Origin of the sequence: Candidatus Desulfatibia sp. (genome assembly GCF_036446775.1) — a bacterium.
In the GTDB taxonomy this organism is placed as follows: Bacteria; Desulfobacterota; Desulfobacteria; order Desulfobacterales; family UBA11574; genus Desulfatibia_A.
Genome location: NZ_JAZFTO010000332.1, coordinates 1 through 13,598, shown reverse-complemented (window position 1 = coordinate 13,598; position 13,598 = coordinate 1). Strand labels below are relative to the sequence as shown.

The 13,598-nt window shown below is 48.6% G+C and carries 9 protein-coding genes; 4 read left to right on the top strand and 5 right to left on the bottom strand.

Annotation, left to right across the window (positions count from 1 at the left end):
* Positions 1-68 precede the first annotated feature (68 nt).
* The gene (locus V3S16_RS15605; protein WP_413886592.1) at positions 69-959 is read right to left on the bottom strand and encodes an amidohydrolase family protein; all 891 of its coding nucleotides are present in this window, start codon (positions 957-959) and stop codon (positions 69-71) included.
* Positions 960-1,288: 329 nt separating this feature from the next.
* Positions 1,289-2,623, bottom strand: a complete 1,335-nt coding sequence (locus tag V3S16_RS15600) for an iron-containing alcohol dehydrogenase (protein WP_413886590.1) — start codon at positions 2,621-2,623, stop codon at positions 1,289-1,291.
* Positions 2,624-2,999: 376 nt separating this feature from the next.
* Here V3S16_RS15600 and V3S16_RS15595 point away from each other — a divergent pair, with 376 nt between their 5' ends.
* Positions 3,000-3,983: a hypothetical protein gene (locus V3S16_RS15595; RefSeq protein WP_413886588.1), complete on the top strand. Its 984-nt coding sequence runs from the start codon at positions 3,000-3,002 to the stop codon at positions 3,981-3,983.
* A 297-nt stretch (positions 3,984-4,280) separates the two neighbouring features.
* Here V3S16_RS15595 and V3S16_RS15590 read toward each other — a convergent pair whose 3' ends face one another.
* On the bottom strand, positions 4,281-5,627 hold the full coding sequence (locus tag V3S16_RS15590; RefSeq protein WP_413886586.1) for a protoporphyrinogen/coproporphyrinogen oxidase: 1,347 nt from the start codon (positions 5,625-5,627) through the stop codon (positions 4,281-4,283).
* A 114-nt stretch (positions 5,628-5,741) separates the two neighbouring features.
* On the opposite strand from V3S16_RS15590, the gene V3S16_RS15585 reads away from it, so the two are divergent.
* Both V3S16_RS15585 and V3S16_RS15580 read left to right on the top strand, forming a co-directional pair.
* Positions 5,742-6,935, top strand: coding sequence for an aldehyde dehydrogenase family protein (locus V3S16_RS15585; RefSeq protein ID WP_413886584.1), 1,194 nt, complete (start codon positions 5,742-5,744; stop codon positions 6,933-6,935).
* A 553-nt stretch (positions 6,936-7,488) separates the two neighbouring features.
* On the top strand, positions 7,489-8,703 hold the full coding sequence (locus tag V3S16_RS15580; protein ID WP_413886582.1) for a threonine ammonia-lyase: 1,215 nt from the start codon (positions 7,489-7,491) through the stop codon (positions 8,701-8,703).
* Between the two features lie 37 nt (positions 8,704-8,740).
* On the opposite strand, the gene V3S16_RS15575 is transcribed toward V3S16_RS15580, so the two are convergent.
* Both V3S16_RS15575 and V3S16_RS15570 read right to left on the bottom strand, forming a co-directional pair.
* Positions 8,741-9,235, bottom strand: a complete 495-nt coding sequence (locus V3S16_RS15575) for a GNAT family N-acetyltransferase (protein ID WP_413886580.1) — start codon at positions 9,233-9,235, stop codon at positions 8,741-8,743.
* Positions 9,236-9,245: 10 nt separating this feature from the next.
* Positions 9,246-9,464 (bottom strand): hypothetical protein, encoded by a 219-nt coding sequence (locus V3S16_RS15570; protein ID WP_413886578.1) that lies wholly within the window; start codon positions 9,462-9,464, stop codon positions 9,246-9,248.
* 690 nt (positions 9,465-10,154) lie between these two features.
* Here V3S16_RS15570 and V3S16_RS15565 point away from each other — a divergent pair.
* Positions 10,155-13,598: 2-oxoacid:acceptor oxidoreductase family protein (locus V3S16_RS15565; RefSeq protein WP_413886576.1), on the top strand; the 3,444-nt coding region annotated here is incomplete at its 3' end.

Here is a 13,598-nt window from a genome sequence, read left to right as displayed (position 1 = left end):
TCCCAAAATTTATTGAATTTCGAGCCGAACTGCCAAAAACGAACGTGGGCAAAATATTAAGGCGGGCTTTAAGAGAATATTGAAAAAAAATCAATTGCATTTTTCCCCAAAATTAGCTCCAAGGATTTGTCCGGCAGGCGGGCTGCGTTAATCCATTTTAGCTCGCGATCCCATGCAAAAGGGATGTTGGGGAAGTCAGACCCGTACATTATGCGGTCAACTCTCATTTCATTCAGTGGCAAAGGCTTATTATTGGGCAAATAGTCCGTTAGTACCATGGCCGAATCGAGCCAGATGTTATCGTATTTTTCAATCAGTTGCTTATAGGGCAGGAATTCATCAGTTCCTAAATGAGGTACGCATACTTTGAGCTTGGGGTAATTTTTTATTACGCTTTCCAACTTCTCAGCTCCGCAAATTAAATAAGGATCGCAGGCATAGGCCGGACTTTTTGGTTCTCGGCCAACATGCATTATCAGCGGCTTTGCTTGCGAAGAACACAGGTCATAAATTATATCCATTTCCCCGCTGTTCATGTCAAAACATTGCACATGAGCGTGAAGTTTAACACCTTTCAAACCGGAGTCAAAAGCTGCTTTCAGGATATCTTCCATGCCCTCTTCACCGGGAAAGACCGTGGCCATACCAATAACTTTTTGAGGAAATTGCTTACATTGTTTTGCCATATACCGGTTCAATTCATATGCAATTCCAGGTTTATGCGCGTACTGCAAAGCGATAATATGGCCGACACCACGAGATAATAAAAATTCTAAAACCTTTGAAGCACTGAGCTTGTAACGTATGGGCCACCCGTATTCATCAAACCATTTCCAGATAGATTTAAAAATAGCTTCTGGAAATATATGAACATGTGCGTCGACTATTAATGGAAAAGAACTTGGAACTTTGAGGCCTTCAATGTCATTTAATGCGGGAAGTGGTGTGTTGAGCATCATATTGTTACTTCAGACCTCGTCATTCATCAGATAAAAATGACCGTAGACCTTTATATACTGCGGGATTGCAAAATAATTGGACATCCGGTCGGTCTGGGTTAGGAGGTTCAGGGTTCAGCGTTCAGGGTTAACGCTCCGCGTTTTTTTCCTAAACCATTGATTCTATAGGGATAATTAAATGAGGGATCAACCTCTGAACCTTTGAACATTGAACCTTTGAACCCAACTCTTTGATTAGAAATGGAGCGTTTTGTACAAAATTTTCCCCGTAATCTGTCATTATTTACTAGGTCTGTAGTAAAGCTTTTTGTTGATAAGGCGGCCGGCTTTCAGGTCAGCAGTTCCAGTGCCGCTGCGGTCGCATCTTCGAGAACACCCGTGTGGGCCGCAAGATCAAGTACTGTAATCCGGTCCCGGATCGTACGGGACGCTAAGGCAGCCAGACGGAATTCATCCTTTAAAAGATTGAGCGCTTCCAGAGTCATCTCAAACCCTGCGCGCCGGATCAGGTCGATAAAAAATTGCGGCTTTTTTACCTTGCCAAAAAGCATCTTCAGCGTCTGCCAGTTTTCAGGCAGCAGCCTGTCGAAGGCCAAAAGATGCTCGCGTTTTTTAAAAAACTGCTTTTCAACCTCGGTGGCCATATTGCCCCACACGGAAGGAATATGGCCGGCAGCGGTACTAAAGGCATATGCAGCGGTACTTTTCAGATCCTTTTCATTGAGTAATGCCAGCTGGCGGTAACATGAGGCCGAAAGGATTACGCCGGCTCCTACCTGGAGACCGTGAAGTTCGGGGGTTCTTTTGGTGAGGCTTGCGCGCATATCCAGAAAATGAGAAATCAAATGCTCTCCGCCTGATGCCGGAGCGCTGGAGCCGGCAAGGCTCATGGCAATACCGGAGATCAAAAGCCCTTTGAAAAGCCCCAGGATTGTTTTTTCACTGCCTTGAACGATGCCTTCCGGATGTCCCATGTAGCTACTTTCCGATTCGGCAACGATAGCCGACGGCAAAGCACAATAGCTGCCGTTGAAGAGCAATGATTCGATTTGCCAGTCAATGTCCGAGACGGATTTTGCCAGCGCGTCACATAAGCCGGCCTGACGTAGTTTTATCGGCGCCTGCCGGATTACTTCGGGATGAACGTAAATAAATTGGGGCGGCGGTGCGGGCAGCGTACGTTTAACGCCCTTGACCTTTACGGCCGCAATGGAGGAAGTATAACCGTTCATGGAAGGGGCGGTGGGAACCGTCCAGTAAGGAATATTTCTTTTTCCTGCGGCGTATTTCCCAAGATCGTTGATTGTTCCGGCACCGACAGCGATAATTAATCCATGTCGACGGCTTTCAGCATTAATGCGTTCTGAAAGACGATCGGTCACGCCGGTATCGCCCGGAAGTGTTATCACCTGATGCCGGACGGAATTTTCTTGCAGGCAGGTTACAACCCTGTCACCGGCGGCCCTATGGGTGTTTTCGTCGTCAACGAGTAAAACAGACCCGCTGCCGACCGCTGGGCGGCAATCTTTGGCAAGATGTGTATACGCATCTGTGCCTGAATACATTTTGATCGAAATCAACGGATGCCGGTTTCCACAGGTGCAGAGCTGTGCGTATTTTTCAGGCTCGATTACATAGTTTTTTTCATTAAAGTGTATATCCATGGCATAAAACTATCCCGATTATTCAGTATTTTCCATTAGATATCTTATTTTTAAAATTATTGCAACCTGTTGTGTAATGCATGGCATCAAATCTAATTAATCTTTCTCCGGCGGGTTTTGCACAGAAATATATGCAAAAGCATTGTTTAGCTTTTTAAAAACCCTGCCTAACAGGCACTTTTGTCTGGCATAAAAATTGCATTAATTGCATCATATGAGTTAATACTTGATGAATTCGTAAAAAGTCACGAATTCAACTATAGATGGGACTTTTTACGACGCCATCAATACTTGCATTTCTGCAAATATGCTGTTTGTATCTAATATATACTGAACTAACTTGTACAACAATAGAAAAAGATTTGAGGGGGGCTTTTTGTCAACACGCCCAAGCAAAACAGTAAATATAAAAATAAATAGTGGGTCGGCACGTAAAGGAAGACGAACGGATTACGATGTGACGGATCGGATTAATATGGAAGATCCGGATGCGGTTAATGCTGAAGTGAAGCGTATCTTCCAAAATCGATATCCTCCGGCAGACTACAACACCGTGGAGCAAGTCTTTCGAGATGTAATCCGGCTCTTTCGCGGCGAATTCCCGGGACACCACGGGTGCGACACCTATTATCACGATTTGCGACATACCTTGGAGACAGTCCTGGCCATGGCCCGGATGGTCGACGGGTTCGATGCGTCCCACCCATACAAAGAGCAATTGGGTTCTGAAATGGCCTTGTTGGGCCTGATTAGCGGCCTGCTTCACGATACTGGATATATTCGCAGCAGATACGATTACAGGAATTCATCAGGAGCATGCTATACGACCTCTCATATCCGCCGAAGCCAACGTTTCATAAAGCGCTATCTACCCATTCTGGGCTTGACATCTCAGGTTGAAGCCGCCTGCCGGCTCGTATCTTTGACCGGCCTCGAAGTAAAGATAGAGAAGGTGCGTTTTGCTGACAAGAAAGAACGCATAATGGGCTATATCCTCGGCACTGCGGATTATTTGGGCCAGATGTCTGATCGGATTTACTTAGAAAAATGCAGGGATTACCTCTATCCGGAGTTCGTTGCAGGCGGCGTGACGGAAGAGACCTGTCGTGATGGAACTAAAAACGTAATCTACGCTTCAGCGGAGGATCTGCTCTGCAAGACTCCCGATTTCTACAAATATACAGTAAAACCCAGACTGGAGCATGATTTTGAAGCGGTGTTTGAATACGCTGCCGTGCATTTCAAGGGGCGCAACTTATATATTGAAGAAGTCGAGGAAAATATTGCCTATATGCGCAAAGTAATTTACGCACAGGATTTCTCCCTCCTGAGACGCTGTCTCCCCAAAACTGCAATTTAGATCAATTAGGACTTTGACCTGCAAGCGTGGCAATCGGCGTCAAATCTTGCATGGTGAGGAATGCAAAAAGTTAACCCTCTGATTTTTCACTGAATGTTCTTTCTGTCTGTTTAATCAGAGTTAAAGGATGTTAAAAAAAGGGTTGCTGATATCTGGCCGCGGTCCGGATTTTACTGAAAACGGAATCTTGGGCATTACAGCGTAAGCGGCTGAACCTTTAAACCCTGAACGGTTACAGATTGAAGAACCCTTCCATTTCGCCTGAACAAAGATGGTGAATGCGCATGATATGCGACATTAGGATTTAGAACGCTTTCTTTTCCCCATCTTTTTAATTATCTGCTTGGCTGCCTGGATACCGGTGTTGAAGCTGATTTCAAGAGCCGACCAGTACAGGCCGTCACCGGCAAAGTAAAGATCAGAAAGTTCGTCTTTCAGTGCTTTTCGAGCCGAATCCTGTTTATATATCGAACCGGACCGCAGCTGAACCGCACCGTATTTCCAGCGGTAAACTCTGGGGAATATCAGCCTGCCCGAAAAACCGGGAAAAAGAAAATCCATTTCTTTCAAAACTTCATTAATGACTACGTCATTAGGTTCATGAAACAGTTTGCGGCTGGCCTGTTCGCAAAGGATCGCCGTTACCAGACCCTTGCCTTCGGGAACACGGTGGGGACCTTTGTGGTGGTCAAAAATAATATTTCCAAGCACACGGCAATCTTTCCGCAACAGGCTGTTAATCAAGGATGTATCAGGGTACTGCCGGTCGACAGCCAGAGCGGTAATAATAGACGGCGCGTAAAGAGTGGCCAGAAAATGTTCTTTCAAGGCTCCAGACAGATCAGCATATATTTCAGGCACGATAGGCGATGGGACGGCAAAAACTACAGCATCGAACAGGTGTTTTTCAGGATTTTCGCCGCCGGTTTTAATTTCAAAAGGCCCCTGGGGGGCTGTGCGGCTAATTTCGACAACAGGAGTTTGCAGTCTGATGTCCAATGTTCGTGCCATACGCTCGGGCAGCGAGCCCATGCCTTTTTCCAGGGCAAAGATTTTTAAGCGGTGCAGAGTTTTTAAAGCGGCCAGAAAAGCAAGCTTGGAATTATTTTCCGGTGTTCCCAGGTACATTTCACAGAAAAGAGGGTAAGCGAGGTATTCAAGAATCTGTTTGTCATAGTTGTTAAACAGGTATTCGGCGGCCGATTGTTCTTCCAGCTTAAACGATTTTTTGCGCGGCTTAGCAAGGTTCAGTGATTTGCCCAATGAGCGCGCATATAAGAGGAGCTTGATGATTTCTTTCTTGCTTTTGGTGGAAAACAGCTCGGATTTAAAAAATTGTTTGGATGATCCGATTTTGATTTTATACTCTTTACCGGCACTGAAGGTCGAATATGTTCCGGACGTAGGAACCAGGGAACGTTTCATGCCCATTTCCTTACAAAACCGTCTCAAATTTTTATGTGTTGCCGGAATCGAATAAGCAGCTTTGTCGATGATAAAGCCGTCCAGGTTTATCGAGCTCATCCGTCCGCCGACAAAAGCTTCCTTTTCAAAGATAACAGGTTCGTATCCGGTCTTGGTTAATTTGTAACCTGCGGATAAGCCCGCTATCCCGGCTCCGATAATGGCTATTCTGGCGTTCATGTTGCCACCGGTTAATGGTTTGTGATACTAATGTATTAGGAAGATGAAATTGCAACTCTCCAATAATTAACTAATATCATATTGAAATCAAAAACTCAATTTAGAAAGGAGTCTATGATTCAAAATAAGGAATATCAAACACGACTTGAAGAGACCCGGCGGCTGGCCGCTGCACTTGCCCGTCAAAGATCGAATCTGCAGGAAGCTGCCGCCCATGATGCCGGATTTCCCGTAAAGATTACATCCATTGAGGTCGATTTGTCGGTTCAGCATCTGCAAACCATGGAAGAGGAGATTCCCTGGGTGAACAGTGGCAAACCGTATGGGACCGTGGCAACTATTTTTCCCTATGATGCTTCGGTAGTAGTGCTGGCCCGCCTGGGGGGTGCGACTATTCTGACCGGGAATCGGTTGCGGTTCAGTCTTTCTTCCCAGACGCCTCGAACCGCTGAAATTTTAGGTGAAATTTGCAGGCCCTTCAAATTCCTTGAGCCTGTGGTCGGCCTGAATAACCGTGAATTCGGCCGGCGTTGCGTGGAGGACAAAGACGTTCGGGTGCTCTTTATTTCCGGGGCATCTGCGGTAGGGGAGGTGTACAGGCGCCAGCATCAATCTTTTGATAAGCTGTTTTTTGCCGGGCCGGGCGGCATGCCGGCGGCAGTCGTGTTTGAAGATGCTGATGTTAAGACGGCCGGCAGTTTTATAACCCGCCGGGCTTTTATTAACGGCGGCCAGTACTGCACGACGCTCAAAAAGGCTTACATCCACAGCAGCATTTACCCTGCGGTTCGCGAGCAGATTTTAGATGGTGTCAAGCGCCTGAAGGTGGGGGATCCTTTAGATCCTGAAACCGACATTGGTCCGATCCGAGTGGAACGGACCCGGTCAATTTTGCACAACGCCCTTGATAAGTGCGCGGATGCGAGCTTAATTTCAGGGGCCATTGATGGCGATGTGGTTTATCCGCTGGTTCTGGAGGGAGATAACACCTCGATACCCGATCTTGAACTCTTCGGCCCGTTTCTGATTTTGAAGCCTTTTGACGATCCCGCACAGGCGACGGCGGAGCTGATTCAGACTCGCTACGGCTTTTTATTGGCATTTTTCGGATCGCCGCCGGACGTGACCAAGGCGATTTTTGAGACGCACTTCGGAATGGTGCACGACAATCCCGACTTTGCCTTTACACCGCTGAGGCTCCCTTTTGGGGGCAAAAACGCCAGCGGGTGGATCATGGAGCGTCAGGGCGATCAGTGGATAGAACGCGACGGAGCGTTTCTGTATGCCCGGGAACTGACCCGGCCCTAATTGAGTGCAACTCAATTAGGGAGGAGCCAGGGATCAGGGGGCAGAAAATGAGTTTTGCTTTATGAGTTATCTCTCATTTAGACTGGCGTTATAAAATTCAGATGGAATTTGTTTCCTGACCCCTGCCCCCATAAGCGCTGAGTTATTTTTGCACCGGATGGACTGTGGAAGGTCTACTAAAAAATATGAACATCGAAATCGAACGTCCAACATCGAATGGTGAATGAGAAGAAAAGGTAAACAATGCAAGATGAACATTGAAGATTATTTAACGAAAAAGTTTATGTATTGGCTTTTTTCGGTTATAAAATAATTTGAGGAGCGGAGCGACATCATTATTCGATGTTCAACGTTGGACGTTCGATGTTCGATGTTCAGTCTGTTCGATGTTCGATATTCGACGCTCATCTTTCAAAACAATTCCGTACGGCACAAATGTAACCTGTGAACGTTACAAAACAACTTAGCGCTTATGACCCCCGACACCTGACACCTGACAATTTTCAATTGAGCGTTTTCGCTCAATTGGGGTATAGCATCAAGGATAAATGCCATGACAGTTACGCTGAATGAGATTCGAAAGGCGGCGGAGCAGATCCGTAACAGCATCGCCAATACTCCCTGTGTCCCCTCGAAAATTCTTTCCGAAATCACGGGAGCACAGGTGTTTCTAAAGTTCGAAAACCTCCAGTTCACAGCTTCGTTCAAAGAGCGCGGAGCCCTTGTAAAGCTGATTTCCCTGACACCCGAACAGCGAGAGAGTGGCGTGATTGCCATGTCAGCCGGAAACCACGCCCAGGCGATTGCCTACCATGCCCAACGTCTTGGCATCTCAGCCGTAATCGTCATGCCGCGTTTTACTCCGAATATTAAGGTTGAACACACCCGCGCTTTTGGTGCGGAAGTAATTCTTCACGGAGAGGGGCTCACAGAAGCAAGCGAGTTTGCCAGGAGTTTGGCCGCAAAAAGGCAGCTTGTTATCGTTCATCCTTACGACGACAAGCAGATCATCGCCGGTCAAGGGACCATCGCCCTGGAGATGCTCGCGGCCTTTCCTGATCTGGAGGTCCTTTTAGTACCCCTTGGCGGCGGCGGGCTTATCTCAGGTGTTGCCGTGGCAGCCAAAGGAATGCGGCCCGCAGTCGAGATCGTCGGCGTACAAACAAAGCGCTTTCCGGCCATGCTCCAGGCACTCCGGGGAGTTGCGATCGAATGCGGTTCCTCTACGATTGCAGAAGGCATTGCGGTGAAAGAACCGGGGCAGCTTACCCTTCCGATCGTGCGGGACTGTGTTGATGAGATTTTGCAGGTAGAGGAAGGCGACATCGAGGAAGCGGTGCTTCTCCTGCTCGAAGTGGAAAAGACGGTCGTGGAAGGGGCCGGAGCTGTCGGGCTGGCCGCAATGATGAGCAATCGCGCCCGATTCGCAGGTCGCAAGGTGGGTTTGATCCTTTCCGGCGGGAATATAGACATGCTGATCCTTTCATCGATCATTCAGCGCGGCCTGGTGCGATCCGGACGGTTGGTGCGGCTCAATGTTGAGGTGCGGGATGTTCCCGGGGCGCTGGCTGAAATTACGCGGCTACTGGGCACTGGAGATGCGAACATCATCGAGGTTAAACACCAGCGGGCGTTTACGAACCTGCCTTTGCAATCGGCGGAAGTGGAGTTTGTGCTCCAGACACGCGGTCTTGAACACTTAAAGCAGATTATCGGCAAGCTGTCTTTGGCCGGATACAAGGTCCGTCTGCTCGACAAAGACAAATAAATTCCCTTGGACTGAGGGAGATCTCAAAAGGTCTCAACTAATTGAGCCGAAGTTCGAATCGCTGTTCGTTGACTTCCGTACCCCACTGGATCCCTCTGTTTTCTTCCACAAGTTTAAAACCGGTTTTTTGGTAGAGATGTTTGGCTGCGTCCAGCCCCTCAAAAGTCCAGAGGTATATCCGCTTGTAGTCATTATCTTTGCAGAAATCGATAGCAGTGTTAATCAGCCGGTTGCCGATACCTTTTCCGCGCAAGGTATCTGACATGATGAACCACCGCAGGTGTGCTCCTTTATCTGCGAAGTGGATACCGTCGATTGTCAGGGAGCCTTCAACACGATCCTCCAGCAATGCGGTCCAGAAACCGTCACGCTTTTGGTCGAATCGGCTGAGGAACTCTGAAAGTTCGGTGGCAACCTTTGCTTCGAAGAAGTGCCCGAAGCCCCAGTGGGAGTGATAATAGGTGCCATGAAGTTCGGCAACCCTACCGATCGATCCGGGAATATAACCCGTTGCTATCTTAATGTTTGACATGCATTGATATTTAAGCTTCGAAAATATCCATTGATTCAAGCACTGCATTAGTTTGCGCGGTCGTTATATACTCTTTTTCGCGTAAAATTTCGCCGATAAGGCGATGTTTAGATTGTTTTAGATTTTCGTTGACTTGTATTTTCAATGCCTCAACCAGCTGTGCGGGCGTGATAAATTCTTTTGTAACGGCCAAAGCGCCAAAGCGTATGTCGAGCTTTTCTGTTGGCATTTTAATCTCCTTTAACGTCTGGAAAATACAACCCCAATTAAATTTTGACTCAACCTGGGTTATACAAAATCAACTAAAAGCTTAAGAAAATTTTCTCCTAACTTTTCTGCAAGCTTCTCCCTTTCTATTTGCCCAATTATGATTAAACCTATAACAGACTTGGAGCCAAAATCAATACATTTTGAGACTTGATATTTTCAGACTTTCGATAGATTAACTTTGAACTGCAACAGCAAGCGCATCCCCCGCAGCTCTGTTGAGCGCTGTTGAGCAGAGTGGGATCCCGCACAAAGCGGTGCGGCAGGGAGCTTCAATACTAACAGACATTTAAGTATTGACAAAAATTGTTTTTGCCGGTATTTCATTACATACATCTGCTTTACAATAGCAAATGTTTGCGGGCCTTCCAACGAGGAGGGCCTTCATGTTTGGCCTGAAAGGAATGCTACCCTCCCTTCGCGGCTGCACCTTCCAGAGGCGCAAGTGTTTACTTGCCCGGATCAGTTTCTGTTCCTTTATGCCTAGACGCAGGGTTTTCCAGACTCTTAGGAGAGTTCCAGGAGACGTTTCTATCGGATGCAGTCGGCTTTAACGGCCTTGCCCGACCACTCGTCGTGACGGCGGAGCCGAATAAAATCTGACAGGCTATAGGTTTGATAACATTATAAAACATTGAAGGAGATACGAATCATGGCACCAAAGATAGATATCGATGCCCTTATGGGAAGGCTTCCCTACCAAAGGAAAAGAGGAAAATGGAAAAGCCTGCAGTTGGACTGGAATAAAGAATGGGAACGGTTTAATGCCAAAAAGCTTTTTGAGTTTGACCTCTCCACCATTCCAGAAGAAAAATTGAAAGCGTACCAACAGCGTAAAGAGGCCATCCTGGACGGTAACCATGCGGGGCTTTCCATTCTCACCCGGTTGGTTGACGGACTCTGCGGCTATCCGATTACACCGTCTACACCGATTGCCGAGTCTTTTGCCAAGGCATCCGCGCAGGGACAGAAAAATCTGTTCGGCACCGAACTGATGTATTTTCAGCCCAGTGACGAGCTGTCGGCCATTGTAGCCGTAGAGGCCATGGCATGCCAGGGGGGGCGCTACGTGGACAACACTTCCTCACAGGGACTGGTTTTAAAGACCAAAAACCTTTTTTCTGTGGCGGGTAAACGGCTGCCGGTAGTCATGACGGTTAAAGCCCGGGAGGTGAATAAGGGTTCGTTAAGCATTCACTGCGGCCACAACGATTTCTATGGTGTTCGCAATACCGGCTGGGCTCAACTTGTGGCCGAAGATAACCAGGAATTTCACGATTTGCTGCCGATTGCGTTTAAAACCGCTGAGATGCGCCAGGTAATGCTGCCGTTTATGGTGATCGGTGACGGCTTTATTAAGTCGCATGCCCTGGAGGACATAAAATTACTTTCAGATGACTTTCTGAAGTATTTCGTTGGTCTCCCGAATCGGCTTTATCAGCCCGATTTCGAGCAACAGTACCTCACCGGCACCTTCACCGATACCGATCTGACCATGGAAGGCCAGGTGGCCCAGGATTTTGCCTATCGCTTTATTAAACGGGGCGTTATCGCTTCCATGAATGTGATGAATCAGATCTTGGGCAGCAACCATAAAGTGGTCGAATGCTACCGCACCGAAGATGCCGAAATGGTGGTCGTCGTGCTGGGATCGGCCGTCGGGGTTCTCAAGGATGTTGTCGATTACTACCGGCAAGCGGAAGGCCTGAAAGTGGGAATCGTGCGACCGGTGCTTTTCAACCCGCCCTGCTACGAAGAGATTGCCTACGGTGTGCGCAACGCCAAGGTTATTACCGTGATGGAGCGGACCGGCATGGTCCACAGCCAGCTCCTGCTGGCCGACCTGCAGGTGGCATTACAGTTGTCGCAGCGAGCCTATCGCGAAGGCAGGGATGAGCACAAAGTCTACGCCCGCGACTATATGCCCACCCTTTTGCACGGCGTTTACGGTCTGGGCAGCAAAGATTTCAACAAATACGATGCCGCCGCGGTCATAGAAAACATGAAGGCCTGTTTAGAGAAAAAGCGGAACGATTTTGTCCGGGACTTTTTCTCAGGTATCGAGGGCCCGTATACACTGCGCCCGGCAGAGCTTCCCGAATACAAAGACCGGGAGTTGGGCCTTACCTTTATCGGCATCGGTGCCGAAGGTGTCAAGACCGCCCTGGAAACGGCGGCGGTGATTTATGCCGAAGGGGGCGACAACGGTCGGCGCCACATCCAGTCCGGTGCCCGCTACGGCGCGGCACGCAAGGGTGCTCCGGTATTCATGTATCTCAGAATTGGTGATAGTCCGGTTCACAATGCTTCGGAACTTACCGAGCAAGACGTTCTGGCCTTTTTCAACGAAAAGTTTCTATCCGGTGGGATTTTGCGAGAATATGTGGGAGGATTGAATGCCAATGGGCTGCTGGTTGTCAACAGTCCCCGCACGGAAAATGAGATTCTCGAGTCGTTTCCGGCGGAAATACGCCGGCAGATTGCCGACCGAAACATCAAGTTGGTTGCAGTAGACGCCACCAAGGCAGCCTTGACCCATCTAAAGCGCAATCTGCCCGGCGCAATGATACTGGGTCTTATCAATAAAATAACGGGAATATTTTCTCCCGATGACTTTGAAAAAAGATTTAAAAGCATCATGCAGGAAAAGCTGGGGGGCAGAAAAGGACTTGAGATTATCGAATCCAACATTATCCTGCTAAGGGAAGGTGTTCAGCAGGTCGTCTCCACACCGGATCAGGGGCTTAAAGCCTTCTCAACGGCATCCGACAGCCAGACGCCAACGGCACACCAGCCCGAAGATTTCGGGCTGGAATACGGAAGCGCCGGTCTTGCGGTTACGATGACTGCAAAGGATGAACTGGGAACCATCAAACCGGTGAATTTGATGGAGGATTTCCAGGAAACGTTTCGTCAAGAAATGGTGGAGCCGCTCTTGGAAGGAAAAAAGGTTCCCTGGGACCGGTTTATCTCCGTGGTACCTGCCGGTACCAGCAAATATAAGGATATGAGCTTCATGGGGACCCAGCTGCCGGTCTGGGATGCCACCAAATGCATCGCCTGCGGCATGTGTGCGGCTGCGTGTCCGGATTCGGCCCTGCACTCCACCATCACGGACAAACCTGTTCCCGAAGGTGCGGCTGCGTATTTCAAGGTTTTCAAAAAACCGCCCAAGGGAATACCCTGGGAGCGTTTCGCACTGAACATCAACGCTATATTAGATCGCTGCAAAGGCTGCGGGATCTGTGATAAGGTCTGTCCGGTGGATGCCTACAAGATGGTTGACAAAGCCCAGGCAGACCCCAACGACTTTTTTCCCGAAAAATACCATGATTTGGACAATACCTATGATGCGGCCCAGTATGTGGACCGCATGCCTCTCAACCACCAGGTGCTGTTTGTTTTTTCCAAACTGTATCCGGGCAAGCACACCCTATGTCCCGGCTGCGGTGAAGGGACCATTAATCTTTTGACGTTTTACGCCCTGGAAAGTCTGCGCAACAGCCCCAAAGGGATCGAGACGTTTTATCAGGGCATTAAGGTCCTGTCGGATAAAAACAAGCGGGCCATCGAGCACATGATCGACCGTGGCTTCACCATCTACACCATCAATGCCACCGGTTGCAACCAGGTTTCAGAGCTGGTCAATCCTTTTAATGCTCGGATTTACCAGTCGGGCCATTACGGTTTTGGTACGGCTTCGGCCGCGGCGCTGGGATCCAAATTCGCTCTGGATCAGGCTTACGCCAACGGCTTCAACGATGTATTGACCAAGGTCATTGTATTTGCCGGCGACGGTGCCATCTACGACATCGGCAACGGCCCCTTCAATTACGCCCTGGGTGAAAATTACGACATTACCTGGGTGATATACAACAACGAGGGCTACATGAACACCGGTGCCCAGAAATCCGGGGCCACCCGCTTCGGGTGCGACCGCAGCACATCGCCCATCGGAGAAAAATATGCCGGCAAAACGACCCTGCATCGGAGTATCATCGCCCAGGCCACGGCGATTTCCCACGTGTATGCGGCCAAACTTACCGTCGATAATCCTTTTTACGCCATCAGGATATTAAAGGAGGCTATCGCTTAC

Bases quoted from the DNA above. Each gene is read 5' to 3' on its own strand.
- V3S16_RS15575 (WP_413886580.1), bottom strand. From the start codon at position 9,235: ATGTCAAACATTAAGATAGCAACGGGTTATATTCCCGGATCGATCGGT.
- V3S16_RS15570 (WP_413886578.1), bottom strand. From the start codon at position 9,464: ATGCCAACAGAAAAGCTCGACATACGCTTTGGCGCTTTGGCCGTTACA.
- V3S16_RS15585 (WP_413886584.1), top strand. From the start codon at position 5,742: ATGATTCAAAATAAGGAATATCAAACACGACTTGAAGAGACCCGGCGG.
- V3S16_RS15600 (WP_413886590.1), bottom strand. From the start codon at position 2,623: ATGGATATACACTTTAATGAAAAAAACTATGTAATCGAGCCTGAAAAA.
- V3S16_RS15580 (WP_413886582.1), top strand. From the start codon at position 7,489: ATGACAGTTACGCTGAATGAGATTCGAAAGGCGGCGGAGCAGATCCGT.
- V3S16_RS15590 (WP_413886586.1), bottom strand. From the start codon at position 5,627: ATGAACGCCAGAATAGCCATTATCGGAGCCGGGATAGCGGGCTTATCC.
- V3S16_RS15605 (WP_413886592.1), bottom strand. From the start codon at position 959: ATGATGCTCAACACACCACTTCCCGCATTAAATGACATTGAAGGCCTC.